29 protein-coding genes and 1 pseudogene are annotated in these 25,580 nt (G+C 70.9%); 19 read left to right on the top strand and 11 right to left on the bottom strand.

Features of this window, described 5'->3' with window-relative positions; genetic code table 11:
- Positions 1 to 46: 46 nt before the first annotated feature.
- The 4 genes from ABZY12_RS19250 to mshD form a co-directional block, all read right to left on the bottom strand.
- On the bottom strand, positions 47 to 958 hold the full coding sequence (locus tag ABZY12_RS19250; protein ID WP_356891775.1) for an ABC transporter permease subunit: 912 nt from the start codon (positions 956 to 958) through the stop codon (positions 47 to 49).
- A complete protein-coding gene (locus ABZY12_RS19255) occupies positions 955 to 1,800 on the bottom strand; it encodes an ABC transporter ATP-binding protein (protein WP_356891777.1) in 846 nt (281 codons plus the stop codon). The genes ABZY12_RS19250 and ABZY12_RS19255 overlap by 4 nt, the downstream gene beginning before the upstream one ends.
- Positions 1,797 to 2,186, bottom strand: a complete 390-nt coding sequence (locus ABZY12_RS19260) for a GntR family transcriptional regulator (protein ID WP_356891779.1) — start codon at positions 2,184 to 2,186, stop codon at positions 1,797 to 1,799. The genes ABZY12_RS19255 and ABZY12_RS19260 overlap by 4 nt, the downstream gene beginning before the upstream one ends.
- Before the next feature lie 101 nt (positions 2,187 to 2,287).
- Positions 2,288 to 3,214 (bottom strand): mycothiol synthase, encoded by a 927-nt coding sequence (mshD, locus tag ABZY12_RS19265; RefSeq protein WP_356891781.1) that lies wholly within the window; start codon positions 3,212 to 3,214, stop codon positions 2,288 to 2,290.
- A gap of 117 nt (positions 3,215 to 3,331) precedes the next feature.
- On the opposite strand from mshD, the gene ABZY12_RS19270 reads away from it, so the two are divergent.
- From ABZY12_RS19270 to ABZY12_RS19285, 4 genes are all read left to right on the top strand, one after another.
- Positions 3,332 to 5,185: a bifunctional metallophosphatase/5'-nucleotidase gene (locus tag ABZY12_RS19270; RefSeq protein ID WP_356891783.1), complete on the top strand. Its 1,854-nt coding sequence runs from the start codon at positions 3,332 to 3,334 to the stop codon at positions 5,183 to 5,185.
- Positions 5,186 to 5,394: 209 nt separating this feature from the next.
- On the top strand, positions 5,395 to 7,020 hold the full coding sequence (locus ABZY12_RS19275; RefSeq protein ID WP_356891785.1) for a vanadium-dependent haloperoxidase: 1,626 nt from the start codon (positions 5,395 to 5,397) through the stop codon (positions 7,018 to 7,020).
- A 22-nt stretch (positions 7,021 to 7,042) separates the two neighbouring features.
- Complete coding sequence (locus ABZY12_RS19280) at positions 7,043 to 7,528, top strand: hypothetical protein (protein WP_356891787.1); 486 nt, start codon at positions 7,043 to 7,045, stop codon at positions 7,526 to 7,528.
- Between the two features lie 111 nt (positions 7,529 to 7,639).
- The gene (locus ABZY12_RS19285; RefSeq protein WP_356891789.1) at positions 7,640 to 8,500 is read left to right on the top strand and encodes a phosphatidylinositol-specific phospholipase C; all 861 of its coding nucleotides are present in this window, start codon (positions 7,640 to 7,642) and stop codon (positions 8,498 to 8,500) included.
- Here ABZY12_RS19285 and ABZY12_RS19290 read toward each other — a convergent pair.
- The 5 genes from ABZY12_RS19290 to ABZY12_RS19310 all read right to left on the bottom strand — a co-directional run bounded on the left by ABZY12_RS19290 (position 8,465) and on the right by ABZY12_RS19310 (position 13,687).
- Positions 8,465 to 9,901, bottom strand: coding sequence for a HAMP domain-containing sensor histidine kinase (locus ABZY12_RS19290; protein WP_356891791.1), 1,437 nt, complete (start codon positions 9,899 to 9,901; stop codon positions 8,465 to 8,467). The two genes, ABZY12_RS19285 and ABZY12_RS19290, sit on opposite strands and share 36 nt — an antisense overlap.
- Positions 9,898 to 10,626, bottom strand: coding sequence for a response regulator transcription factor (locus tag ABZY12_RS19295; protein ID WP_356891793.1), 729 nt, complete (start codon positions 10,624 to 10,626; stop codon positions 9,898 to 9,900). Before ABZY12_RS19295 ends, ABZY12_RS19290 begins: the two co-directional genes overlap by 4 nt.
- A gap of 35 nt (positions 10,627 to 10,661) precedes the next feature.
- Positions 10,662 to 11,735 carry a trypsin-like peptidase domain-containing protein gene (locus tag ABZY12_RS19300; protein WP_356891795.1) on the bottom strand — a complete coding sequence of 358 codons (1,074 nt, stop codon included), beginning with the start codon at positions 11,733 to 11,735 and terminating at the stop codon, positions 10,662 to 10,664.
- Positions 11,736 to 11,839: 104 nt separating this feature from the next.
- On the bottom strand, positions 11,840 to 12,862 hold the full coding sequence (locus tag ABZY12_RS19305; protein ID WP_356891797.1) for a LacI family DNA-binding transcriptional regulator: 1,023 nt from the start codon (positions 12,860 to 12,862) through the stop codon (positions 11,840 to 11,842).
- Positions 12,863 to 12,886: 24 nt separating this feature from the next.
- Positions 12,887 to 13,687, bottom strand: a complete 801-nt coding sequence (locus ABZY12_RS19310; protein ID WP_356891799.1) for a response regulator transcription factor — start codon at positions 13,685 to 13,687, stop codon at positions 12,887 to 12,889.
- A 255-nt stretch (positions 13,688 to 13,942) separates the two neighbouring features.
- Here ABZY12_RS19310 and ABZY12_RS19315 point away from each other — a divergent pair, with 255 nt between their 5' ends.
- The 8 genes and pseudogenes from ABZY12_RS19315 to ABZY12_RS19350 all read left to right on the top strand — a co-directional run.
- Positions 13,943 to 14,779 carry an alpha/beta fold hydrolase gene (locus ABZY12_RS19315; RefSeq protein ID WP_356891801.1) on the top strand — a complete coding sequence of 279 codons (837 nt, stop codon included), beginning with the start codon at positions 13,943 to 13,945 and terminating at the stop codon, positions 14,777 to 14,779.
- Positions 14,780 to 14,824: 45 nt separating this feature from the next.
- Positions 14,825 to 15,079 carry a MoaD/ThiS family protein gene (locus ABZY12_RS19320; protein ID WP_356891803.1) on the top strand — a complete coding sequence of 85 codons (255 nt, stop codon included), beginning with the start codon at positions 14,825 to 14,827 and terminating at the stop codon, positions 15,077 to 15,079.
- A gap of 10 nt (positions 15,080 to 15,089) precedes the next feature.
- Positions 15,090 to 16,193 carry a hypothetical protein gene (locus ABZY12_RS19325; protein ID WP_356891805.1) on the top strand — a complete coding sequence of 368 codons (1,104 nt, stop codon included), beginning with the start codon at positions 15,090 to 15,092 and terminating at the stop codon, positions 16,191 to 16,193.
- A gap of 93 nt (positions 16,194 to 16,286) precedes the next feature.
- Positions 16,287 to 16,976, top strand: a complete 690-nt coding sequence (locus ABZY12_RS19330) for a DUF2993 domain-containing protein (protein WP_356891807.1) — start codon at positions 16,287 to 16,289, stop codon at positions 16,974 to 16,976.
- A gap of 255 nt (positions 16,977 to 17,231) precedes the next feature.
- On the top strand, positions 17,232 to 17,312 hold the full coding sequence (locus ABZY12_RS19335; protein ID WP_350497993.1) for a putative leader peptide: 81 nt from the start codon (positions 17,232 to 17,234) through the stop codon (positions 17,310 to 17,312).
- Positions 17,313 to 17,454: 142 nt separating this feature from the next.
- On the top strand, positions 17,455 to 18,294 hold the full coding sequence (locus ABZY12_RS19340; protein WP_356891809.1) for a sulfurtransferase: 840 nt from the start codon (positions 17,455 to 17,457) through the stop codon (positions 18,292 to 18,294).
- Positions 18,295 to 18,343: 49 nt separating this feature from the next.
- Complete coding sequence (locus ABZY12_RS19345; protein WP_015035121.1) at positions 18,344 to 18,631, top strand: DUF1416 domain-containing protein; 288 nt, start codon at positions 18,344 to 18,346, stop codon at positions 18,629 to 18,631.
- Between the two features lie 93 nt (positions 18,632 to 18,724).
- A pseudogene (locus tag ABZY12_RS19350) lies at positions 18,725 to 19,000 on the top strand (DUF3099 domain-containing protein); the annotation flags it as partial.
- Positions 19,001 to 19,023: 23 nt separating this feature from the next.
- Here ABZY12_RS19350 and ABZY12_RS19355 read toward each other — a convergent pair.
- A complete protein-coding gene (locus tag ABZY12_RS19355; RefSeq protein ID WP_356891811.1) occupies positions 19,024 to 19,386 on the bottom strand; it encodes a DsrE family protein in 363 nt (120 codons plus the stop codon).
- 196 nt (positions 19,387 to 19,582) lie between these two features.
- On the opposite strand from ABZY12_RS19355, the gene ABZY12_RS19360 reads away from it, so the two are divergent.
- The 6 genes from ABZY12_RS19360 to ABZY12_RS19385 all read left to right on the top strand — a co-directional run bounded on the left by ABZY12_RS19360 (position 19,583) and on the right by ABZY12_RS19385 (position 24,380).
- Positions 19,583 to 20,278: a hypothetical protein gene (locus ABZY12_RS19360; RefSeq protein ID WP_356891813.1), complete on the top strand. Its 696-nt coding sequence runs from the start codon at positions 19,583 to 19,585 to the stop codon at positions 20,276 to 20,278.
- 17 nt (positions 20,279 to 20,295) lie between these two features.
- On the top strand, positions 20,296 to 21,114 hold the full coding sequence (locus ABZY12_RS19365) for a hypothetical protein (RefSeq protein WP_356891815.1): 819 nt from the start codon (positions 20,296 to 20,298) through the stop codon (positions 21,112 to 21,114).
- Positions 21,111 to 22,085 (top strand): hypothetical protein, encoded by a 975-nt coding sequence (locus ABZY12_RS19370; protein ID WP_356891817.1) that lies wholly within the window; start codon positions 21,111 to 21,113, stop codon positions 22,083 to 22,085. The genes ABZY12_RS19365 and ABZY12_RS19370 overlap by 4 nt, the downstream gene beginning before the upstream one ends.
- A 233-nt stretch (positions 22,086 to 22,318) precedes the next feature.
- Complete coding sequence (locus ABZY12_RS19375) at positions 22,319 to 22,891, top strand: FABP family protein (RefSeq protein ID WP_356891819.1); 573 nt, start codon at positions 22,319 to 22,321, stop codon at positions 22,889 to 22,891.
- A 61-nt stretch (positions 22,892 to 22,952) separates the two neighbouring features.
- On the top strand, positions 22,953 to 23,390 hold the full coding sequence (locus ABZY12_RS19380; RefSeq protein WP_356891821.1) for a transcriptional repressor: 438 nt from the start codon (positions 22,953 to 22,955) through the stop codon (positions 23,388 to 23,390).
- A 9-nt stretch (positions 23,391 to 23,399) separates the two neighbouring features.
- On the top strand, positions 23,400 to 24,380 hold the full coding sequence (locus ABZY12_RS19385; protein ID WP_356891823.1) for a folate-binding protein: 981 nt from the start codon (positions 23,400 to 23,402) through the stop codon (positions 24,378 to 24,380).
- Between the two features lie 36 nt (positions 24,381 to 24,416).
- Here the strand turns inward: ABZY12_RS19385 and dtd are convergent, their stop codons facing one another.
- Positions 24,417 to 24,842 carry a D-aminoacyl-tRNA deacylase gene (gene dtd, locus ABZY12_RS19390; protein WP_356891825.1) on the bottom strand — a complete coding sequence of 142 codons (426 nt, stop codon included), beginning with the start codon at positions 24,840 to 24,842 and terminating at the stop codon, positions 24,417 to 24,419.
- 127 nt (positions 24,843 to 24,969) lie between these two features.
- Between dtd and ABZY12_RS19395 the strand changes: the two genes are divergently transcribed.
- Positions 24,970 to 25,563, top strand: a complete 594-nt coding sequence (locus tag ABZY12_RS19395) for an ABC transporter substrate-binding protein (protein WP_356891827.1) — start codon at positions 24,970 to 24,972, stop codon at positions 25,561 to 25,563.
- Positions 25,564 to 25,580: the final 17 nt, after the last annotated feature.

The raw sequence follows: 25,580 nt of genomic DNA on the forward strand, positions 1-25,580 counted from the left end.
TACCGGAATCGGGGGCGGGGCCCCTGGCGGGGCCCCGCGGCGGCTTCTAAGGGTGCCGGGCGCGCAGGACGCGGAAGGCGGCGAGGAGCGCGAGGGCGGCGAGGGCGAGGACGATGCCGGTCTCGATGAGGTGGGTGGGCCAGAAATGGGAGGCGGGGTGGTAGTCGATGTACCGCGCGGCGATGTTCTCGTCCGACCGGCACAGCCCGTTCTCGTCGAGCGGCTCGGCGCAGAACCAGCCGGGCAGCCGCTGTCCCGTGGTGCTGATCAGACCGGAGTCCATCTCCAGCCCCCCGTCGGGCACCCAGAGCGTGGGGCCGGCCGGGCCGGTGATCGTCCGTACCGGCAGGAAGTCCCAGCGCAGCGCGTGCAGCGCGAGCAGCACGGCTCCCATCACCATGCCGGTCACCGACATGGCCACCAGCGTCCGGCGGACGAGCTGACCGACGAGCGCGCCGACGGCGATGGCGAGCAGGCCGTGCGCGATGAGGAGGGGGCCGGTCGACTCGTACGTACCCCGCTCGTCCCAGGTGAACTGCCAGTCGCCCGCCACCCGGGCCAGGCCGAGGGCGTAGGCCGCCATCAGCGCGAGCGTGCCGCCGACCGTCACGGCGGCCGCCATGACCAGCTTGGAGGCGAGCCAGCGGTCCGGGGAGACGGACTGCGTGAGGGCGACCTTGTACGTCCCCGACTCCAGCTCGCGGGCGACCAGCGGGCCCGCCACGAAGACGCCGACGAGGAGGGGAAGGGTCACCATGCCGACGGCGAAGTACTCCATGCCCCATCGCAACAGCGTGTAGCCGTTGTCCTGATTGGTGCCGGGAATACGGGAGTCCCAGAAGCGCAGGCCCGCCACGCTCACAAGGCCCAGTCCGGCCGTGACCGCGACCGCCCACACCGCCCGCCGGTGCTGGCGGGCGGTCACCCAGTACGGGCCCTTCAACGCGAGGCTGCTCATGCGGGGGCTCCTTCGGGGGCGCGGGCGGCGCGGAGGTGGGCGAGGAGGAGTTCCTCCAGGGTCGGTTGCGAGGTCTCCCACGCGCCTTCGATCCGGCCCTCGTGACGGACGAGCGCGGTGAGCTGACGCCCCGTCGTTCGGGCCTCGACGACCGTGTGCGGAGCGAGGCCGGCGACCGGGCCCCTCAGGACGGTGTGCGCGGCGAGCAGGTCGTCGATGGGGCCGTCGAGGCGGACGCGGCCGCCGTCGACGAGGACCAGGTGGTCGCAGGCGCCCTCCAGCTCACTGAGGACGTGGGAGGACATGACGACCGTGGTGCCGTGCTCGGCGGCCTCGGCCATCAGGGCGCCCATGAGCTCGTGACGGGCCAGCGGGTCGAGGTCGGCCATCGGCTCGTCCAGGAGCAGGAGCTCCGACCGCTTGCCCAGCGCGAGCGCGAGGGCGACGCGGGTGCGCTGGCCGCCGGAGAGCGTTCGGACGCGGGCTCCGGTGTCCAAAGGCCCGGCGGCGACGATCCGTTCGGCGGCCGCCGCGTCCCAGCGGCCCGGGTTGAGCTCGCGCCCCATCGCCAGCGTGTCGGCGACGGTGAGCTGGGGGTGGAGCGGCTTGTCCTGGGCCACGTAAGCGAGCTTTTCGCGGGCGGGGCCGTGGAGCGTGCCCTCGGTCGGCTTGAGGAGCCCCGCCGCCAAGGCCAGGAGAGTGGACTTTCCCGCCCCGTTGGGGCCGACGACGGCGCAGACGCGGCCGGCGGGCAGGCGGAAGGAGCAGTCCTTCAGGGCCCAGCCCCGGCCTCGGTACCGTTTGCCGAGGCCTCTGGCCTCCAGAACCGTGTCGGTCGTCATGCGTCGTCCCCCTTGAAGTGCTGATCCAGTACGGAAGTGAAGAGCGCCGCCACGTCGTCCCGGTCCAAACCCTCCGCCCGTGCCCGCCGGGCCCAGTCGGCGAGTTCGCCGCGCAGGGGGGAGGCGGCGGCGGGGGTGGTTCCGAGCGTCGCGCGGATGAAGGTGCCCAGGCCGCGGCGGGCCTCGACGAGGCCCTCGCGCTCCAGTTCGCGGTAGGCCTTGAGGACCGTGTTCGGGTTGATGGCCGTCGCTTCGACGACCTCGCGCGCGGTGGGCAGCCGGTCGCCGGGTTCCAGGACGCCCATCCGCAGGGCCTGTTTGGTCTGCTGGACGATCTGGAGGTAGGTGGCGATCCCGCTGCGCCGGTCGATCCGGTACTCGAGCACGTTCTTCCACCACCCTTTCACTAATCAAGTAGTGAAAGGGTGGTGGAAGAGAGGGGGCGGTGTCAACCGCCCCCTCTCAGCCGGACTTCAGGCCGTCGGCCTCAGGACTCCGTGCGGTACATCAGATCCACCTCGTGCGTGACGAAGCCGAGCCGCTCGTACACCGTCACCGCCGCCGTGTTGTCCGCGTCCACGTACAGCATCGCCGTCGGCAGCGTCTGCGCCGCCAGGTGCCGCAGTCCGATCGCCGTGAGCGCCTTGCCGAGACCGCCGCCCTGCGCGTCCGGCAGGATGCCGATCACGTACACCTCGCCGAGCTGCTCCTCGGCGTGCACCTTCGTCCAGTGGAAGCCGACCAGCCGCCCCTCCTTCTCCGCGAGGAAGAAGCCCTTCGGATCGAACCACGGCTCGGCCATCCGGTCGTCCAGATCGCGCTGGGTGAGCGAACCCTGCTCGGGGTGGTGGGCGAAGGCCGCCGCGTTGACGGCGAGCCAGGCCGCGTCGTCCTGGCCGGGGACGAACGTACGGACGGTGACGCCCTCGGGCAGTACCGGCTCCGGAATGTCCAGCGGCACCAACGGGCGCCGCAGCTGGCGCAGTTCGCGGAAGAGGGTCAGGCCGAGCACCTGCGCCAGATGGCGTGCGGCCGACTTGCCGCCGTGCGCCCACACCCGCAGCCGCTTGCCCGAGGCGGCGAGCAGGGCGGTGCCGAGCGCCCGCCCGTGCCCGCGCCCCCGGTGCGAGGGGTGCACCACCAGTTCGGCGGCCGGGGCCTCCACCGGGTCGGTGTCCTCCAGCTGGGCGTAGCCGTAGAGGTGCGGGCCGACGGTGAGCAGGAAGTGCCGTACGCCCTCCCGCTTGCCGTGACGCAGATACAGCCGCCCCTGCTCGGACACCGCGTGCATGCCGTCCGCGCGCTCCGCGGCCTCCAGCAGGGCGAGGACGTCCTGGACCTGCTCGGGGGAAAGCTCGTCGAGGGTATGGATCTGCCGTCCGGGTTCGAGGGCCGGTGCCACGTCAGAAGTCATGGGACGAGCCTACGGCGCACCCGGAAGCAACTGTCTTGTAACCCGCTACCCCCTGTTGCGCTACGCGCGTTGACTCTAGGCTGCGGCTCGCAGCATTGCGGAACTCAAGGGGAGCGGATGGCAGCGACACCGAAGCGGTCGAGGAAGAACAGGGCGGGGCGCAGGATCCTCGTCACGGGAGCAGGGCTCGCGACCATCGGCGCGCTCATCGCCGCGATCCCGGCCGGGGCGTCCCCCGCGGGCGCCGGCGCCGAGGCGGCGTCGTACAGCACGAACGGCAAGGGCTGGGGGCGGATGGTCGACGTCCAGCTCCTGTCCTTCAACGACTTCCACGGCAACCTGGAGCCCCCCACGAGTTCCTCGGGGCGGCTCACGGAGATTCAGCCCGACGGCAGCGTCAAGACCATCGAGGGTGTCGGCGGCGTCGAGTACCTGGCCGGCTCGCTGCGCAAGGCCCGCCAGGGCCACCCCTACTCGATCACGGCCGCCGCGGGCGACCTGATCGGCGGCAGCCCCCTCATCTCCGCGCTCTTCCACGACGAGCCCACGATCGAGGCGATGAACGCCCTCGACCTGGACGTCACGGGCGTCGGCAACCACGAGTTCGACGAGGGCGCCGCCGAGCTCAAGCGGATGCAGGACGGCGGCTGCCACCCGAAGGACGGCTGCTACGCGGAGGGGCGGACCTTCGAGGGCGCGCAGTTCCCGTACCTCGCCGCGAACGTCGTCGACGAGAAGACCGGAAAGCCGATGCTCGACCCCACCTATGTGTGGAAGAAGGACGGCGTCAAGATCGGCTTCATCGGCGTGACCCTGGAAGGCACGGCGGACATCGTCACCGCCGAGGGCGTCAAGGGCCTGAAGTTCCTCGACGAGACCGAGACGATCAACAAGTACGCGCGCGAACTGCAGAAGAAGGGCGTGAAGTCGATCGTCGCGCTCATCCACGAGGGCGGCGCCCCGGCGTCCGACGCGTACAACTACGGCTGTGACGGGAACGGCCCCGGAACCGGCATATCCGGCCCCATCGTCGACATCGCCAAGGGCGTGACCGCCAAGGTCGACGCCCTGGTCACCGGCCACACCCACGCCGCGTACGCGTGCACCATCCCGGACCCGGAGGGCAAGCCGCGCACGGTGACCTCCGCCGCGTCCTTCGGCCGCCTGTACACGGACACCACGCTGACCTACGACCGGCGCACCGGCGACATCGTCCGTACCTCGGTGAGGTCCGCGAACCACGTGGTCGTCCGGAAGGACCCGGCCTCCGACCTGACCGACCTGATCACCCGATACAAGGCGATGTCCGCCCCGATCGGGAACCGACCCATCGGGTGGATCGCCTCCGGGGCCGCCGTCCCGAGCGGGCCGGACGACTCCCCGCTCGGCAACCTGATCGCGGACGCCCAGCTCGCGTACGCCAAGTCCGTGGACCCGAGCGCGGACCTCGCGCTGATGAACCCGGGCGGGGTGCGGGACAGCCTGGTGTACGCGTCTTCCACGGCCGGTGAGGGCGACGGCGTCGTCACCTATGGCGAGGCGTTCCGGGTGCAGCCGTTCGGCAACACGGTGAACCTGCTCGACCTGACCGGCGCGCAGCTGCTCACGGTCCTCCAGCAGCAGGTCACCGGCCCGAAGAACGAGGCGGCGCCGAAGGTGTTGCAGCCCTCGTCGGGCCTCACCTACACGCTGGACCTGACCAGGACCGGCGCGGACCGCGTCGTCGCCGACTCGGTGCGGCTGAACGGCGCTCCGCTGGACCCGGCCGCGACCTACCGGGTCGCCGTCAACTCCTTCCTCGCGGGAGGCGGTGACGGCTTCGGCGAGCTGGCGAAGGGGACGAACAGGCTGGTCGGCGTGGACGATCTGCTGGCCTTCGAGACCTACCTCCGCACCAACTCCTCGGCGAACGCCCCGCTGCAGGTGCCGGCGGCGGACCGCGTCAACGTGGTGTACCCCCCGAAGCCGTAACCGGCGTCGATGGCGCAACAGCCCCGGGACCCCGGCGGGCCGTGACGGCCCGCCGGGGTCCCGTGTGTCACGACCGACTCCGCGCACGGACCTCGATGTTCACCGGCGTTTCCTGCCGGAACGGCCCCGCCGGACGGAAGTCGCTCCTATGCTGCGAGTGATCTTGTCAGCACACGATCAATTTTTGTGATCTCTGGAGGGGCAAGACTGTGAGACATCCCGTCAGACGCTCCATCACCGTCGTCCTGACGCTGCTCCTGGCGTCCGTGGGCATATCGGCGCCCGCGCATGCCGGTTCCACCACCGGCGACCGGGTCTTCTACTGGAATCAGGCGCTGCTCGACGCCTACGTCACCACGGGCGGCGCTCCGGGGCCGCTGGCACGGTACGGGGCCATGATGCATCTGGCCATGTACGACGCCGCGAACGCCAGCCGCTGCCACAGCAGCGGCGGCTTCAAGCCGGAGAACTGCCTGGGGGCGCTCTACACCCCCGGCATCAGCGTGAAGGCGGGCGTCGCTCCCAACGTCGAGGCGGCCCTGGACCACGCCGCCTACAACACCCTCAAGTCCGCCTTCCCGGCGCTCGACTTCACCCCCTACCTCACGGCGGCCCGCACGGGCGAGCCGGTCGACGCCACCACCACGGAGGGCAAGAGCGTCGGGGAGAAGGCCGCCACGGCGATGATCACCCGCCGTACCAACGACGGGTCCCAGGACACCACGCCGTACACCCCGAGCACCGAACCCGGTCAATGGCGGCCGACGGGCTCCGGTCCGGCAACGACTCCGAACTGGGGCAAGGTCAAGAAGTTCATCGACTACGGCGACTACCCGTGGACGCACTTCAAGACCACGGCGGCCGACCTGCGTCCGCAGCTGCCCGGCGGGATCGCGACGATGCCCGAGCTGCTGAAGAGCTCCGCCTACACGGCCCAGTTCAAGGAGGTCGCGGAGCTCGGCGCGGCCAACAGCAAGACACGGACCGCCGAGCAGACCGAGATCGCCTGGTTCTGGGCCAACGACCTGAACGGCACGTACAAGCCGCCGGGGCAGCTCTTCGAGCACACCCGGATCGTCTCCACGCAGCGCGGACTCGACCAGCTCGCCAACGTCCAGCTGTTCGCGCTGGTCGCCGGCTCGATGGCGGACGCGGGGATCTCCGCATGGGACGCGAAGTACCAGACTTCCATCGATCTGTGGCGGCCCGAGAGCGCCGTCCGGCTGGCCGACTCGGACGGCAACCCGGACACCGCGCAGGACAGTTCCTGGCAGCCGCTCTCAGCCGATGAGGCCGGGAACCACTTCAGCCCGAACTTCCCCGCGTACGTCTCCGGGCATGCGACCTTCGGCGGAGCATGGGCCGAGTCGATGAAGCAGTTCTTCGGCACGGACGACATCTCCTTCACCGGCACCACCGACGATCCGCACGCGGTCGGGGTCACCCGCACCTTCCCGAACTTCAGCGCCGCGGCCAGCGAGAACGCCCGGAGCCGGGTCTACCTCGGGGTGCACTTCCAGTGGGACGGCGACCTCGGCGTCGCGACAGGCCGGAAGGCCGCCGGCCAGATCATCAACAACGGGTACGGCTGGACGAGCGCCAGCGACCAGACACCCAGGTTCTACAGCCCCAGTCTCACCACTGTGGGCAAGTCATGGCTGATCAAACCCATGGGCGCCACATCCGTCGGCAACCGGTACGACGGCCCACACCAGTCCTGGTACTGGTGTGACGAATACGGGGCGGACAACACCTACAACCAGCTCATCTGGAGCTCCTACGGCTGTGTGAACGGCTACGACGGCTCCTCGCACGCCTACTACGTTCCGCGCTAGTACCGGAAAGGATGCTCTTCCCATGATCAGAAAGCATCTCCGACGCATCGGCGCGACCGCCGGTGCGATCGCCGCGCTCGTCGCCGCCTCCGTCGCGGTCGCCGGCACGAACGCGACGGCATCGCAGGCCGACCCGAGCGTGCCGGGGACCCTCCGGGTCTTCGCCGGACCGTACGAGCAGGCGCAGTTCTGCGAGGGTGGTGGCCGGACCCCGGTGATCTCCGGCGCGAGCGGCGGCGCGCTCGCTGCCTCGCCGACCGCGTTCGGCAAGGACGCGGGCAAGAACAGGAGTTACCACTCCCTGCGGGCCACCTTCGAGGTCGCCGAGCCGGGCGAGGCCGCGCTCATCACCAAGACCGAGCGGATCTGGCCGAACGGCAGGGTCTTCAACCTCGCGCTCGCCGCGGGCGAACTGAAGCCCGGTGAGTACCAGTTCCGCCTGCGGGCTGTCGGCGGCAATCAGGTCTCGGCCTGGACACCCTGGTGCGGGTTCACCGTCTCTCAGTGACCCAGAATGGTCAAGAAGGCCGGTTTCCCGTCGGGAACCGGCCTTCGGCCGGCTCACCGGCCCACTCCTAGGTATGGCAGGGGCACGTCAAGTGCGTCATAGTGCGGTGCCATGGACCGACGACGCTTGCTCGCGGGCGCAGCCGCGGCCGGTGCCGTCCTGCTCGTGGGTGCCCCCTCCGCGCGGGGGGCCGCACGCGGGACGCAGGACTGGATGGCCGCGCACGGCGACCCCACCCCGCTCCAGAAGCTCACCCTCCCCGGCACCCACAACTCCGGCGCACGGCACGGCGGCCTCTGGGTCGCCTGTCAGAACACCACCGTCGCCCAGCAGCTGGACAGCGGCATCCGCTTCCTGGACGTCCGCTGCCGGGTCACCGGCGACTCCCTCGCCATCCACCACGGCGCGTATTACCAGAACCTGATGTTCGGCGACATCCTCGTCGCCTGCCGCGACTTCCTCGCCGCCCACCCCTCCGAAACCGTCCTCATGCGGGTCAAGCAGGAGTACTCCGAGGACTCCGACGCCACCTTCCGCCGGATCTTCGACCACTACCTCGACGTACGCGGCTGGCGCCCCCTCTTCCGCATCGGCGACGGCCTGCCCTCCCTCGGCGAGGCCCGCGGCCGGGTCGTCCTGCTCGCCGACAACGCCGGTCTGCCCGGCGTCCGCTACGGCGACGGCGCGCTCTTCGACATCCAGGACGACTACATGGCCGAACCCGGCGCCAAATATCCGAAGATCGAGGCCCACTTCCGCAAGGCCGCCACCCAGCCCGGCAAGCTCTACGTCAACTACGTCTCCACGGCCGCCCTGCTCCCGCCCCGCTGGAACTCCGACCGCCTCAACCCCAGGGTCCACTCCTTCCTCGACGGCGCTGAGGCCGGCGGCTGGAAGGGCCTCGGCATCGTCCCCCTGGACTTCCCCAACACCCGCTCAGGCCTCGTCGAGTCCCTCATCCGGCACAACTGACAGCTCCGGCGGCGGAGTCGGCGCGCCCGGCAGGCGGATCACCGCCGCCGTGCCGCCGCCCTCCGCCGGCCGCAGCGCCACCGTGCCGCCCGCCTGCTGGACCGTACGGGCCACGATCGACAGGCCCAGACCCGAACCGGGCAGGCTGCGGGCCGACGGCGAGCGCCAGAAACGCTCGAAGACATGGGGGAGCTCCTCGGCCGGAATGCCCGGCCCGTGATCGCGGACCGTCAGCTCGCCCCGCATCAGGCTCACCTCGACCGTTCCCCGGGGCGGCGAGAACTTCACCGCGTTGTCCAGGACGTTCACCAGCGCCCGCTCGAGACCCGCCGGCTCCGCCCGCACGTACCAGGGAGCCAGATCCGTACGGAAGGTCAGCTCGGGCCCGCGCAGCCGCGCCCGGTCGAGCGCCGTGCGCAGGATGCCGTGCAGCGCGACCACCTCCAGCGGCCCCGGCTCGGCCGCGTCCGGACGGGCCAGTTCCTGAAGGTCGCCGATCAGCGCGGCCAGCTCCGTCATCTGCGCCTTCACCGAGGCCATCAGCGCCAGCCGGTCCTCCGGCGGCAGAGCGCGTCCCGTCTCCTCACTGCGGGCCAGCAGTTCGATGTTGGTCCGCAGTGAGGTCAGCGGGGTCCGCAGCTCGTGCCCGGCGTCCGCGATCAGCTGCGCCTGCCGGTCCCGCGAGGTGGCCAGCGCCGCCGTCATCGCGTTGAAGGAGCGCGACAGCCGGGCGACCTCGTCCTCGCCCTCGACCGGGATGCGGACCGTCAGGTCCTCCGTCCGCGCCACGTGCTCCACCGCGCCGGTCAGCCGGTCCACGGGCTTGAGACCGGCCCGTGCCACCCACAGCCCGGCCGCACCCGCGCCGACGACACCGACGCCGGAGACCAGCAGCAGCACCCAGGCGAGCGTGGACATCGAGTTGTCGATCTCCGAGAGGGGCCGGGCGACGGAGACGCCGACGACGGCGTTCTGGAAGGCGGCCTGCGGATAGGTGAAGACCCGCATCTCCGCGCCGTTCTCGGCCTTCGTCGTGTGCATGCTGTACGTCGCCTGGCCGCGCGCCACGGCCACATCTCCCGGCCGCACGGGAATCGGCGAGGAGCCGTACGTACAGACCCTGCCGTCCGCGAGGACGATCTGCCAGGTGTACGAGCCGGTCGTCGGCACGGGCGTGCTCTCGGCCCTCCGCGCGCAGGTGAGGGCCAGATCGGCCACCGCGCTCGCGTCCAGCCTGCTGTCGCGCAGCGACGAGTCCAGCTCGGCCTCCAGCTGCGCCCGCGTCACGAACCAGCACGCCGCCGACACCGCCGCCACCGCCAGGGCCACCGCGACCGCCGTGAGCAGCGCCAGCCGTGACCGCAGCGGCCGCGACCGGAACCACGCCGTCGGACCGCTCACTCCGGACCTCCGCCGCGCAGCACGTACCCCACGCCCCGCACGGTGTGCACGAGACGCGGTTCACCGCCCGCCTCCGTCTTGCGCCGCAGGTACATCACGTACACGTCCAGCGAGTTCGAACTGGGCTCGAAGTCGAAGCCCCAGACCGCCTTCAGGATCTGCTCCCGGGTCAGCACCTGCCGGGGGTGCGCCAGGAACATCTCCAGGAGCGTGTACTCCGTGCGCGTCAGCTCCACCCGGCGGCCGCCCCGGGTCACCTCGCGGGTCGCCAGGTCCATCCGGAGGTCCCCGAAGGCCAGGACCTCCGCCTCCGGCTCCGCGCCGCCGGCCGCGGCCGCGTACGAGCTGCGGCGCAGCAGGGCCCTGATCCGGGCGAACAGCTCGTCCAGCTCGAAGGGCTTGACCAGATAGTCGTCGGCGCCCGCGTCGAGGCCGGTGACCCGGTCGCCGACCGTGTCCCGGGCCGTCAGCATCAGGATCGGCACGGTCGCGCCGGACGAGCGGATACGGCGGGCCGCCGTCAGCCCGTCCATGCGGGGCATCTGCACGTCCAGGACGACCAGATCGGGGGCGTACGACTCCATCTTCGCGAGGGCGTCGAACCCGTCGACGGCGTCCTCGGTCCCGTACCCCTCGAAGGCGAGACTGCGCCGCAGGGCCTCCCGTACGGCGGGCTCGTCGTCGACGATGAGGATGCGGCCGCCTTCATTCACCGGACCAGTCATGGCCCAAGCGTCGCACGGGCCGGCCTGGCCGCCGTTCAGTTGTCGCCGCCGGAGCGCAGCTCGTCCAGATCGGCCTTGAGGGTGTTCACCGGAATCGCGAATCCGAGGCCGACGCTGCCGGCCGAAGAAGAACCGTTCGAGGCGCTGGGCGCGTACATCGCCGAATTGATTCCGATGATCTCGCCGTTCATATTGATCAGCGCGCCGCCGGAATTCCCCGGGTTGAGCGAGGCGTCGGTCTGGATCGCCTTGTACGTCGTCTTCGACGAGCCGGTGTCGCCGTTGAACTCCTGCCCGCCGAACTCGAACGGCCAGCCCTGTCGCTCGTCGTATCGCGGCCGCTGCCGCTGGTCCTGGCCGTCGTCCTTGGCCACCGTCACATCGCGGTCGAGCGCCGAGACGATGCCGCTGGTGACCGTGCCGGTCAGGCCCTCGGGCGAACCGATCGCGACGACCTCGTCGCCGACCTTCACACGGTCGGAGTCGCCCAGCGTGGCGGCCTTGAGGCCGGACGCGCCCTCCAGCTTGATCAGCGCCAGGTCCTTGTCCGGGTCCGTGCCGACGACCTGGGCGTCGTACGTCTTGCCGTCGGACAGCCGCACCTTGACCGAGGAGGCGCCGGAGATGACGTGGTTGTTGGTGACGACCTCGCCGTCACCGGTGATGATCACGCCCGAGCCGGTGGAGCTGCCCGAGGCGGAGGTCGCGGAGATCTCCACGATGGAGGGGGAGACGGCCTGGGCGACCCCGGCGACCGTGCCCGCGCTGCTCGCGGAGACGTTCGTGCCGCTGACGCCCCCGGCCGCGGTCGGCGCGCCGTCCGCGGTGAGCTGCTGCACCAGCGTGGCCGTGCCGCCGCCGATCGCGGCCGCGGCGATCGCCACGGCGGCCATCAGGCCCACGCCCCGCCTGGCCCGGCGGTGCGGCAGCGGGCCCGGGGCGGGAGCGGCCGCGGCGGGCGGAGTGACCGTCGGCGGTACGTGACCGCCGCCGGGCCAGATCGTCGTGCCCGGCTCGGTGGTGACCGGCGCCGCCGGGTCGTACGGCGGCCGCGGGGGCTGCGGCGGGTAGTACGGCTGATGCTGCGGCTGCTGCTGGTAGTCCGTCATGGGTACGACTTTCGGAGCCGTACATGAGAGGTCTCTGAGGACGGCCTGAGAAGCCCGACAGAAGCCTGTATGCCCTATATAAAGACGCCTGGGCTACGGTGGCGTCAGCCGCAGCCGCAGGAACGGCGCACGATCAGCGCCGAGGGGAACTGTTTCACCCGCTCGCGCTTCGATCCCGCCACCCGCAGCGAGTCGTCGAGCACCAGATCCACCGCCGCCCGCGCCATCGCGGGCCGGTCTGAGGAGATCGTCGTCAGCGGCGGGTCGGTGAGCGCCGCTTCCTTCACGTCGTCGAAGCCCGCCACCGCCAGCTCGCCCGGCACGTCGATGCGCAGCTCGCGTGCCGCCCGCAGCACGCCGAACGCCTGGTCGTCGGTGGAGCAGAAGATGGCCGGCGGCCGGTCGGGACCCGCGAGGATCTTCAGCGCGATCTGGTAGGCGTCGTAGCGGTTGTACGGGGCCTCGAAGAGGCGGCCGTCGAGCGGGCGCCCGGCCTCCAGCATCGCGCGCCGCCAGCCCTCGACGTGGTCGGCGACCGGGTCGCCGACCGCCGGGGTGTTGGGGATGCCGCCGAGACAGGCCACATACGGGTGCCCGTGCTCCAGGAGGTGCCGGGTGGCGAGCTGGGCGCCGCCGATGTCGTCGGTGACGACCGCGACGTCGTCGAGCGCCTCGGGCCGCTCGTGCAGCAGCACGACCCGCGCGTCCCATGCCTCGATCTCGCTCGCGGCCCGCTCGCTCATGCCCTGGCTGACCAGGATCAGACCGGAGACCCGCATGCCGAGGAAGGCGCGGAGGTAATGGACCTCGCGCTCGTCGCGGTAGTCCGAATTGCCGACGAGGACCATCTTGCCGCGCTCGGCGGCGGCCTGCTCCACCGCGTGCGCCATCTCCGCGAAGAACGGCTGGCGCGCGTCCGGGACGATCATGCCTATGAGGTCGGTCCGGCGGGACGCCATCGCCTGGGCCACCCGGTCGGGCCGGTAGCCCAGCTCCTTGATGGCGGCGAGGACACGCTCGCGCGTGGCCGGGGCGACCGGCCGGGGTCCGTTGTTGATGACGTAACTCACGACCGCGGTCGAAGTACCCGCCAGTCGCGCTACGTCATCCCGCGTCACCTTGGCCACGCGCGGCAGTCTACGCGGGGTGACCTACCTCTTGGCAGGCCGTGCTGTGGCTTCCACCACGTCGACCCCGTCCTCCGTCCGAGTGGCGGTGCGGGCGGCGTCCTTGACGCGGGCCTCTTCCTTCGCCCGCGCATCCTCGGCGGCGCGCTCGACTTTCTCCGGGGTGACGAAGCGGTAGCCGACGTTCCGGACGGTGCCGATCAGCGACTCGTGCTCGGGGCCGAGCTTCGCGCGGAGCCTCCGGACATGGACGTCGACCGTACGGGTGCCACCGAAGTAGTCGTACCCCCACACCTCCTGGAGGAGCTGGGCCCGGGTGAAGACCCGGCCCGGGTGCTGGGCGAGGTACTTCAGGAGCTCGAACTCCTTGAACGTCAGGTCCAGGACCCGGCCCTTGAGCTTGGCGCTGTACGTCGCCTCGTCCACCGAGAGGTCGCCGTTGCGGATCTCCATCGGGGAGTCGTCCGCGACGATCTGCTGGCGGCCCATCGCGAGCCGCAGCCGGGCCTCCACCTCGGCCGGACCCGCGGTGTCGAGGAGGACGTCGTCGATGCCCCAGTCGGCGGTGACGGCCGCGAGGCCGCCCTCCGTGACGACGAGGATCAGCGGACAACCGGGGCCGGTGGAGCGGAGCAGCTGACAGAGACTGCGCACCTGCGGCAGATCGCGGCGGCCGTCGATCAGGATGACGTCGGCACCGGGAGTGTCGACGAGCGCGGGGCCCTCGGCAGGGGCCACCCGCACGTTGTGCAGCAGCAGGCCGAGTGCGGGAAGCACCTCGGTCGACGGCTGGAGGGCGTTGGTCAGGAGCAGCAGTGAGCTCATCGCACCCCACCTGCCTGGGTCGTCGGTCGGTCGTGCTTCGGTCGCTCGCCCATAACGTCGGTTCCTCCTCGGTCCCTGCGAGGACGTCTGTGGCTACTGCGGTGTCTCACGTGCGGCTCTCGCGCCCTGAGAGCTTTTGTTCACCCGGCCGTAACAACGGTCGGAAAACACAAAAGGACCCGGGGGCTGCGTTGCCCGGATCCTCTGGCTAGCAGAATAGCCCACAGGAGTTCCGAGGCAGAGGGCTGATTTCACATGGTGGATGTTTCCTCGATCACGTACGGCCCTCGGCGCGCCACTTTGCTCACTGATGACGGTGTCCGTATCGAGGCGGTTTACGAACCGTCCACGGCAAGTGTCACCGATACGGCCGTGGTCGTCGCGCACGGCTTCACCGGCTCGGTGGACCGGCCGGCCGTACGGCGGGCCTCCCGGGTCCTCGCCGAGCGCGCCGCCGTCGTCACCTTCTCCTTCCGGGGCCACGGCAGGTCCGGCGGACACTCCACCGTCGGCGACCGGGAGGTCCTCGACGTCGCGGCGGCCGTCCGCTGGGCCCGCGCACTCGGCCACGCGCGCGTGGTGACCGTCGGCTTCTCCATGGGCGGGTCCGTGGTGCTGCGCCACGCGGCGCTGTACGCGGCGGAGCGCGAGGAGCACGTGGAGCGCGAGGGCGGGCATGTGGAGCGCGAGGAGCACGTGGGGCGCGTGGGGGCGCACACGGACGCGGTCGCCGCCGTGAGCGCCCCCGCCCGCTGGTACTACCGGGGCACGCCGTCGATGCGCCGGGTCCACTGGCTGATCACCCGGCCTGCGGGACGCCTGGTCGGCCGCTACGGCCTCGGCACCCGGATCCACCACCAGGACTGGGATCCCGTACCCCTGTCGCCGGTAGAGGCCGTTCCGCTGATCGCGCCGACGCCCGTCCTGATCGTGCACGGCGACCGCGACCCGTACTTCCCGGTCGATCATCCGCGGATGCTGGCGGCCGCCGGGCCGTCCGAACTCTGGCTCGAACGGGGAATGGGCCACGCCGAGAACGCGGTGGACGACGAGCTGCTCCGCCGTCTGGGCGACTGGCTCACGCGCGCATAGCCCATCATGGGGAGCGGCGCGCACACGAACGAAGGGAGCGCCGCTATGGCAGCGGGGACCATCCGCTACTGGGCCGCGGCCAAGGCCGCCGCCGGGACCGCCGAGGAGCCGTACACCGCCGAGAACCTGGCGGAGGCGCTCGACGCGGCCCGCGAGAAGCACCCGGGCGAGCTCGTCCGCGTACTCCAGCGGTGTTCGTTCCTCGTCGACGGTGACCCCGTCGGTACCCGCGCGCATGAGACCGTACGGCTTGCCGAGGGCGGCACGGTCGAGGTGCTCCCGCCGTTCGCAGGAGGGTGAACCGCACAGCATGAGCAGTGATCAGCAGCATCCGTACGACCCGTACGCGCCGCAGCGGTACGAGCGGCAGCAGGGACAGCAGCAGTACGGCAGGCAGCAGTACGGGCACCAGGACCCCGACGTCACCCAGACGTGGGAGGGCCAGACCTGGGACACCCAGTACCAGCCGGTGGTCCAGCAGCCCGCGGCCCAGCAGCCGGCTCAGCCGGTCACGTACGACACGGCGTACCTGCCGCCGCAGACGCCGGCCGCGTACGAGCCCTCGGCCCATGAGCCCTCGGCGTATGAGCCCCTCGCGGAGCCCGCCGCGGGCCCCGTGCCTGAGTACTCCGCGCCCACCACCGGTAGCGACACCCGCCTCACCGCCGCCCAGCGGGCACGGGCCGAGGGACGCTCGCCCATCATCGAGCCCGGCATGCTGCCGGCCGCGCTCACCGCCGTGCTCGGCCTGCTGCTCGCCGCCGGCGCGGCCGTCGGGCCGTACGGACTGCTCGTACCGCTCGTCCTGCTCCAGGCCGTCACCGCCGCCGGCTGGTTCCGGCTCAACGGCATGTGGCCGGCCCGGCAGGGCATCGCCCTCGCCTTCGCCGGCGGTCTCGCCGCCGATGCCGTGCTGCTCGCCGCCGGGCGCGAGAACGCCCCCGCCGCCATCATCGGCACGCTCGGCGTCTGGGTGCTGCTCACGCTCGTCCTCCAGCTCCGCAGCCACGCCGACCCCGACGAGCGCATGTACGGCCTGATGGCCACCGTCGCCTCCGCCGCCCTGACGATCGTGGCCGCCGGGCACCTCGGCGCCGCCCCCGACGCCGTGACCGTCGGCGGGGTCGCGGTCGCCGCCGCCGTCCTCGCTCGCGCCCTGCCGCTGCCGGGCCCGGTCTCCGTCGTCCTGGCGCTGCTCGCGGCCGCGGGCGCCGGGATCGCGGCCGGCCAGTTCACCGGCCTGGGCGCCTCCGGGGCGCTCCTCGGCCTGGCGGCCGGGGTGTGCGCGCTGGTCGGACTGCGGGTCGCCGCCTACGACTACCCCTCCCGCTTCGTCCACATGACGGCCGGCGTCGCCCTGCCGCTGGCCGTCGCCGCGCCCGCCGTCTACCTCCTGGGCCGCGCCCTGGCGTGACGTCCGCCCCACCCGCCCCCGGGAACCATCCGGCCCCCCGACACGTCGATCAAGGTGTCGGGGGCCGGAGATTTTTGGGGGGACGCACGGGCCATGCGAGCACTGCGTGTATTGCTGATCGTGGCCGTCGTGCTGGGCGGGCTCTTCGTCGGCCTGGACCGGCTCGCCGTCGCCTACGCCGAGTCGGAGGCCGCCGACCGGGTGCGGCTCGGAGCCGCCAGGACAGGCTCGACCGAGGTGGACATCAAGGGCTTCCCCTTCCTGACGCAGATCATGGACAAGCGCCTGGACGAGGTCGACGTGAAGCTGACCGGCGTCGAGGCGACGGCCGGCAACCGGAAGATCCGGATCAGCGAGATGTCCGCCGCGCTCCACGACGTGACGCTGACCGGCGACTACACGAGCGCGCGTGCCGGCACCGCCACGGGCACGGCGCTGATCTCCTACGCCGACCTCGCCGCCGCCTCCGACCGCGAGGTGACCGTCGCCTACGGCGGCAACGGCAAGGTCAAGGTCACCGGCGGCGTCGAGGTCCTCGGCCGCGAGGTCACCCGCAGCGTGCTCTCCACGGTCACCCTGGTGGACGGCGACACGATCCGGGTCCGGGCCGACGAGGTGCCCGGCGAGGGCATCCCCGGCATCGAGCAACTGGTCCGGCAGCGCACCGACTTCGACCGGGAGATCGGCGGCCTGCCGACGGGCATGAAGCTGGAGAAGGTCGAGGCCCGCGAGGACGGCGTGGCCATCGGGGTCACCGGCAAGGACGTGGCCCTGGCGGGCTGACCCCGCCCGGCCCTGGCACATGCTCGCTTCACCCTCGCGCCGGCCTCGGCATGCCCTTCGAACGCCCCCTCCGGCCGCCTCGGCCACATGCTGAGACGGTGCTGTCCGAGGCGTAGAAGAAGCGCTGCCGACCACCAGCGCCGAGGGGTCCGGAGCGGCCTCGTGGCGGGATCTCGTCCCACACTTCGGACGATCGCGTCTCAAAATACGACACACCGGTGACACGGCCGCCTGTCCGTCCCTACGATCGTGGGCATGAAGCGACAGGCGGATCTCACGAAGCGGCGGGCAGTAGACCTGTGCCGCGTCGCCGCCATGCTCTGTCGCTCGGTCTGAGCGGGACGCCCGAGTCCCGCATTCCTTCAGGCCCGTCGACCGCCACGGTCGGGGCCACCCGTGTAGCCGTACGCCCAGCGATGCCGCGTACCCGCACCACCTTGCGCCACACCGCCGAACACTGCCCCGGAGGAGAAACAGCATGAGCCGCAGCGACGTCCTGGTAGACGCCGACTGGGTCGAGGCGAACCTCGACAACCCGCAGGTCGCGATCGTCGAGGTCGACGAGGACACCTCGGCGTACGAGAAGAACCACATCCGCAACGCGATCCGGATCGACTGGACCAAGGACCTGCAGGACCCGGTCCGCCGCGACTTCATCGACCAGGAGGGCTTCGAGAAGCTCCTCTCGGCCAAGGGCATCGCGAACGACACCACGGTCGTCCTCTACGGCGGCAACAACAACTGGTTCGCCTCCTACGCCTACTGGTACTTCAAGCTCTACGGCCACCAGGACGTGAAGCTCCTCGACGGCGGCCGCAAGAAGTGGGAGCTCGACTCCCGCGACCTCGTCGCCGAGGTCCCGAACCGCCCGGCCACCCAGTACAAGGCCAAGGCCCAGGACACCTCGATCCGTGCCTTCCGCGACGACGTCGTGGCCGCGATCGGCGCCCAGAACCTGGTCGACGTCCGCTCGCCCGACGAGTTCTCCGGCAAGCTGCTCGCCCCGGCGCACCTCCCGCAGGAGCAGTCCCAGCGCCCCGGCCACGTGCCGAGCGCCCGCAACATCCCGTGGTCGAAGAACGCCAACGACGACGGCACCTTCAAGTCGGACGACGAGCTCAAGGCCCTCTACGAGGACGAGCGGGTCGACCTGGCGAAGGACACCATCGCCTACTGCCGCATCGGTGAGCGTTCCGCGCTGACCTGGTTCGTGCTGCACGAGCTGCTCGGCGTCGAGAACGTCAAGAACTACGACGGCTCGTGGACCGAGTACGGCTCCCTCGTCGGCGTGCCGATCGAGCTCGGCGCGAACAAGTAAGCCCCGGACCTCCCCTTCTCCGGACCCCTCGACCGTAAGGATTCTCAACATGTGTGGAGCGCAGCCCGGCGGGCCCGACGCCTCGACGATCAAGCCCGGTGAGACCACCATCCAGGGCTTCGTGACCAAGGACGGCCAGCCCGTCACCGGTTACGTCCGCCTCCTGGACTCGACCGGCGAGTTCACGGCCGAGGTCCCGACCTCCGCCACCGGCCAGTTCCGCTTCTACGCGGCCGAGGGCACCTGGACCGTCCGCGCCCTGGTCCCCGGCGGCACCGCCGACCGCCAGGTCGTGGCCCAGCACGGCGGCCTCGCCGAGGTCGCCATCGCGGTCTGACGCCTGAGCGTCATCGCGACACCGAACCGGCCGAAGGGCCGTGCCTCCTGGGGGGTTGGACGCCATTCCAGGACTTGAGGCACGGCCCTTCGGTCGTACGCTGAAGATATGTACGCGCAGCGGCGGCATGCCTACTTCTGGATGATGGGCGTGTGCCTGGTGCTCTTCGTGGGGGCCTGGGCCGTGGTGCGGTTGTGGTCGATGCCCGTCGCCATCGGGATGTGTGTCGTCGCCATGGTCATTCCGCCGGTCGCCGCGGTGGTCGCGAACCGGCGGGGGCCCGACGACCGGTGGTGGGACGATCCGTCGGGCGACCCGAAGTCCGACGAGTGGTGGGACGAGCTCGACGGCAAGAAGCGCCGTCCGTAGCCGTCCGTAGCCGATTCCTGCCGTCAGTAGACGAGCGCCTGGGCGCCGTCCGCCATCGCCTCCTGGACGAAGACCTGCGCGCCGGCGATCCGCACGCCCTCCAGGACGTCCTTCTCCGTGATCTCGCGGCGTGCCGCGCACTGCGTGCAGAGCGTGATCCGGCCGGCCGCCAGGATCGAGTCGACCAGGTCGGGCAGGGGCGCCGCGTGCGGGAGTTCGAACTCGGCCGCGCGGCCCGGGAGCGCGAACCACGACGACTCGCCCGTCAGCCAGAGCGAGACCTCGACCCCGCTGGCCACGGCGACGGCGGCCACCGTGAAGGCCTGGGAGCAGCGTTCAGGGGCGTCGGCCCCGGCGGTCACCTTGATCACGAGCTTCTTCGCCATATACCGAACTGTAATGCGAGTCACTGCAACTTCATGCATGACTCACCTGTCAGTTGGGTGCGCGGGTTACGGAATCTGCGCTTCAGGTCTCGTGGGGGGACTTTTGAACAGCGAAGAAATGGGTCGACACCCGGACTCGGCGCCGCCGCCGGTTCCCGAGCACCCGCCCGTACGCCGGCGTGCCGGCCGTAGCGTCGTGCTGATCGCCGTCGCCGCCGTCCTCGGCATCGTGGGCGGTACGGCGGTGGGTTACGGCATCCAGGCCGACCGGGAGCCGACGCCGCTGGCCGCGCTGAACCAGCCCGGTCTCGCCTACCCGAAGCCGCTCCCGAAGGGGCAGGCCCCGCTGCCGCTGCCCGCCTCGCAGGACCGCGCCGCCAAGACGGAGGGGGATCTGCGCAAGCTGCTGCTCCCGAAGCCGGCGGGTGCGAAGAAGGCGGAGTTCGCGGACGACGACGGCTGGATGTCCGTGCCGGAGTACGCGAGTGAGTTCAACGAGCCGGGCAGAGCGCTGCACCACCAGCTCGAGAGCAGGGTCCGGCGCGTCGCCACCACATCCTGGAAGGCCGGCGAGAACCGTACGACCGAAATCCGGTTGGTTCAGTACCGGCCCGGCGATGCCCTCAACGCGCAGGATCACGCCGAGGAGCAGATGGACTACATGACCGACGAGGAGTACGCCCGTAACGAGGGTGACGAGCTCAAGGGCTCCACCAACGGGCGCTACTACCTCTTCCCGGTGCACAAGGAAGCGGGCTACGAGGATTTCTACGAGGCCCGGGCGTACTTCCACCGCGGCGACATCATGGTCGAGATCTTCATCTTCGACACGAAGAAGATCTCCAAGAAGGACATCAGCGCGGTGGCCGAGCGACAGCTGGGGCGCCTGTGAACGAGGACCAGAAGACCGTGACCGACGTGACCGACGACGTGTTCGCAGCTACCGTTCCGGCCGAGGAGCCGACGAAGCCGGGGCGCGGTCGCCGGCTGTTGACGGCCGTCCTGCCCGCCGTGCTCGTCCTCGGTGTGATCGGCGGCGGCGTCACGTACACCGGCGTCACGGTCGCCGCCGCGGACCGCAGTGCGCCGACCGTGGTGTGGGAGGCGGGGTCGGCCACGGAGGGCAGCGACCCGGCCGCCGGCATCGTGCGGGGCAAGGCGTCGACGCCGCTCAGCAAGCTCCTTCTGCCGGTCCCGGAGGGCTACTCGCTCGGCCCGGACATCGAGACGTACGGCAACGACGGCGAGCTGGGCGGGAAGGAGGCGGCCGCCCTGGTCAAGCGCGAGGGCAAGGGCCTCTCCGGCAAGAAGCGTCGCGAGTACGAGAAGGAGGTCGACAGGCTCGGCGTCCAGGGGATAGCGGTCCGCTCCTTCGTCTCCGACGAGAACGACGTCGTGGTCGACGTCACGCTCATGCGGATGAAGGACAAGAAGCAGATCGGCAAGATGTTCCAGCTGCGGAAGGAGATCGCCGACCTCCTTGAATTCCCCAAGGGTCCGAAGATCAGCGGGCACAAGAACGCGGTCTGTTACGTGATGCCGGAGCTCGAGGGCCTGGACAAGAAGGAGAAGGCCAAGCAGCTGGAGGGCATGGTCTGCATCGCGTACGACTCCGAGAACCTGGTCGCCGTCACCGCCGCGGGCGCCAAGCCCTTCGACAGGTCCGCGGTGGCCGCGCTGGTGAAGAAGCAGCTCGACCACATCAAGTCCCCGGGGGAGTACGTATGACCGAGCAGCAGACCGAGCGGCAGGCGGACCTGAAGGTTCCCGCGGAGGACGCGGCTCCGGCGGAAGCGCCCATCCCGGCGGCTCCGGAGACCTCCGAGGCCGTCGCTCCGGAGGCCGCCGCTCCCGAGGCCGTCGCGCCTGAAGCCGTCGCGCCTGAAGCCGCCGCTCCCGAGGCCGCCGCCTCGGAGGAGCCCGAGGCCGTTCCCGCGCCCAAGATCTCCCGGCGTCCGCTCCTGTGGGCCGTCGCCCGCTGGGGCGCCGCCGTGCTCGTGTGCGGAGGGCTCGGGGCCGGGACCGCGTTCGGGATCACCTCCATGGAGCGCACGGACGTCCCCGGCCTCGCCACCGAGAGCGACGGCCGCTGGGCCTACCCCCGCCTCAGCCTCCCGGCGCTGCCTGCCGGCGTCCCGCGACCGTTCACGGACGGCAACGACGGCGAGATCCACCACGCCGACCTGCGCAAGCTCCTGCTGCCGGCCCCGGCGGGCGCCACGGCGGACCCCAAGCTCGACGGTGGCTGGGTCAGCGTGGACCAGTACCTCTCGCTGTACGGCGAGGACCACCGGACGGAGCTCAAGCAGACGCTGGCCGACTCCGCCCTGCGCCACATCGCGGCCCGCGGCTGGACGATGCCGGACGGCACCGCGACCCAGGTCCATCTGCTCCGGTTCAAGTCGGTCGCCTTCGCCGAGGCTTTCAAGCACGACACCCTGAAGACCGGTCTGCCCGACAGCCCGGCCCTGGTGGGCGTCGAGGGCGTGCAGGTGGACGGTGACACCCTCGAGGACGTCGACGTGCTGTTCACCACCGCGTACTCCTATGTGGAGCTGCCGGCGGACGCCGAGCAGAGCCGCTGGGCCTACGTCCAGGCCGGTGACACCCTCGCGGTGGTCACCCAGTCCCGAAAGGGCGAGGCGCTCGCCGTCCCGTTCCAGCAGACGGTGACGCTGCAGAGCCAGCTCCTCGGCTGATCCGCCGCACGCAGCATAGACACACCTCACAGACGGTGCCGGACCCCAGCCCATTAAGCTGGGGTCCGGCCCGTTCTGCCTTCACCGCTCATTCGAGGAGCACCCTGTGATCATCTTCTTCGAAGCCCTGCTGGTTCTGGTCTGCGTCGGCGTGCTCGCCTTCACCGGTCTGGCCGTGAAGAAGCTGTACCAGGGCCAGCGCTAATCACCCCTACAGATCGACAGAGCTGCTCATGATCGAGATCCCGTCCGACCTCAACCCGGACCTCGTCCCCCTCGCGTTCCTCCTCGGGACGTGGGAAGGCGCGGGCGTCTCCGACTTCCCCGGCGCCGAGAAGTGCAACTTCGGCCAGTCCGTGACGTTCAGCCACGACGGCCGGGACTTCATCGAGTACCGCTCCCACTCCTGGGTCCTGGACAACGACGGCAACCAGGTCCGCCCGCTGGAGAGCGAGAGCGGCTACTGGCGGATCGACAAGGACCGCAAGGTCGAGATCGTCATGGTCCGTGACCAGGGCATCGTGGAGATCTGGTACGGCGAGCTCGCCCACCAGAAGCCCCAGATCGACCTGGTGACCGACGCCGTCGCGCGTACCGCCGCCTCCGGCGCGTACAGCGGTGGCAAGCGGCTCTACGGCTACGTCAAGGGCGACCTGATGTGGGTCGGCGAGAAGTCCACCCCCGAGGTGCCGCTGCGGCCGTACATGTCCGCGCATCTGAAGAAGGTCGTGACGCCCGAGGAGGTCGCGGAGATGGCGCGCGGCCTCGGCGACCTGCCGGACGACGGCATCGCCTTCTTCAAGTAGGCCCCAGCACGTAGGCCGTACGCGGGCCGGTATTCCGCCACGCCCTCCTACACTGGGGGGCGTGGTGAGCACCGACTGGAAGAGCGACCTGCGGCAGCGTGGCTACCGGCTGACGCCCCAGCGCCAGCTTGTCCTGGAGGCCGTCGACACGCTCGAACACGCGACGCCCGACGACATCCTCGGAGAGGTCCGCAAGACCGCCTCCGGCGTGAACATCTCCACCGTCTACCGGACGCTGGAGCTCCTGGAGGAGCTGGGGCTGGTCAGCCACGCCCATCTGGGCCACGGCGCCCCCACGTACCACCTCGCCGACCGGCACCACCATCTGCATCTGGTGTGCCGGGACTGCACGGAGGTCATCGAGGCGGATGTCGACATCGCCGCCGAGTTCACCGGCAAGCTCCGCGAGACGTTCGGGTTCGAGACGGACATGAAGCATTTCGCGATCTTCGGCCGGTGTGCGGACTGTTCGAACAAGGACAGCGGTACGCGGTCGTAGTCTGGTTGCATGCAGCGACTTTCACCGCACAGCCCCCTGCTGTCCCTGCCCGGCGCCGTTCCCGCCGAAGGGCGGGACGAAGGCGTCGCCGCGCACTACGGCGATCTCTTCCGCGAGCAGCGGTCCCTCGCCGGCGGCAGCGGCTTCGTCGACCTCTCGCACCGCGGTGTCGTCACCGTCTCCGGGGACGACCGGCTGAGCTGGCTGCACCTGCTGCTGACCCAGCACGTGGCGGAGCTGCCGGCCGGCCGGGCCACCGAGGCGCTGATCCTCTCCGCCAACGGTCACATCGAGCACGCGCTCTACCTCGTCGACGACGGCGAGACGGTCTGGGCGCATGTCGAGCCCGGTACACGGGACGAGCTCGTCGCCTATCTGGAGTCGATGAAGTTCTTCTACCGGGTCGAGGTCGCCGACCGTACGGAGGACTTCGCGGTCGTCCATCTGCCGGCCGGTTCCATCGCCGAGGTGCCGGAGGGAGTGGTCGTACGGGAGACCTCGCACGGCCGTGACCTGTTCCTGCCCCGGACCGAGCTCGAGTCCTTCGCGGCGGCGCACGGGCCGGCCGCCGGGATCCTCGCGTACGAGGCGCTGCGGATCGAGGCGCACCAGCCGCGGCTCGGCTTCGAGACCGACCACCGGACCATCCCGCACGAGCTGGGCTGGATCGGCAGCGCGGTCCATCTGCAGAAGGGCTGCTACCGGGGGCAGGAGACGGTGGCGCGCGTCCACAACCTGGGGAAGCCGCCGCGGCGGCTCGTCTTCCTGCACCTGGACGGCAGCGAGGTGCATCTGCCCGGCCCCGGCACCCCGATCCGGCTCGCCTCGGACGGCGCCGACGGCCGCCAGCTGGGCTTCATCACCACGTCGGGCCGCCACCACGAACTGGGCCCGATCGCGCTGGCGCTGGTGAAGCGGAACGTGCCGGTCGACGCGGAGCTGCTCGCCGGGGAGACGGCGGCGGCGCAGGAGACGGTCGTGGAGCCGTAGGCCCTCGGGGCGAAAGCCGGCGTCGGGCCGTAGGGCTCAGACCTCGATCAGGACCGTGAACGGGCCGTGATTCGTGAGCGACACGCGCATGTCCGCTCCGAACCGGCCCGTTTCCACCTTCGCGCCCAGCGCGCGCAGCCGCGCCACCACCTCGTCGACGAGGGGCTCGGCGACCGGGCCGGGCGCGGCGGCGTTCCAGGTGGGCCTGCGGCCCTTCCGCGCGTCCCCGTAGAGGGTGAACTGAGAAATCACCAGCAAGGGCGCATTCACGTCCGAGCAGGACTTCTCTCCCTCCAGAATGCGGACGGACCACAGCTTTCTGGCCAGCTGGGCCGCCTTCTCCGGGGTGTCCTCGTGGGTGACTCCCACCAGCACACACAGTCCTTCGCCGACGATCTCGCCGACCGTCTCTCCCGCGACGACGACCTTCGCGCCGTCCACTCTCTGCACCACCGCACGCATACGGACCAACCTACAGACCGACGCGTCTGGGGCTGAACGGGTGCAGAGCTTCTGCACACACACGTGCGGGAGTGGCACCATGCGTGTCAGGCGGTGCGGCTCCGCACCGGTCGAGGGGACGATTCACATGAGTGCACATGGCGCCGGACAGTCGCCGTCCGGTCCCGTACCGCTGATCCGGATCGGCGGGGGCGCACGTCCACCGCTGCAGCGGACGGCCGCTCCGGCGCTGCCGGAGAGTCCGCAGCCGGACATCGCCGGGCTGCGGCTGCCGGAGCTGCGCGCGCTGCGCCGGGACGCGCAAGGCGACGAGGCGGACCTGAGCTATGTGCGGCGGATGCTGCAGGGCCGGATCGACATTCTGCGGGCCGAACTGGCCCGGCGTACGGATCCGGAGGCGCCGGTCCTGGACCGGCTCTCGGAGATCCTCGCGGACGCGCCCTCGCGGCTGAGGACGTCGGCGCGGCATGTGACGCTGTCGACGCCGCGGAGCGAGGAGTACCGCCGGCTGGCGACGGAGATGCTGTCGGAGGTCGAGCTGTCGGACCTCTCCGCCCGCACGGACGAGGAGCTCCACCAGGCGATGGGGCGGCTCGCCGGCTATGAGCAGCAGGTGTCGCGGCGGCGGCAGCAGCTCCAGCGGACCGCGGACGACTGCAGCGCGGAGATCGCCCGCCGGTACCGCGAGGGCGAGGCGCAGGTGGACGACCTGCTCACCTGACGTGTTCCCGCGAGGGC

The sequence above is a fragment of the Streptomyces sp. NPDC006551 genome, from assembly GCF_040611675.1.
In the GTDB taxonomy this organism is placed as follows: Bacteria; Actinomycetota; Actinomycetes; order Streptomycetales; family Streptomycetaceae; genus Streptomyces.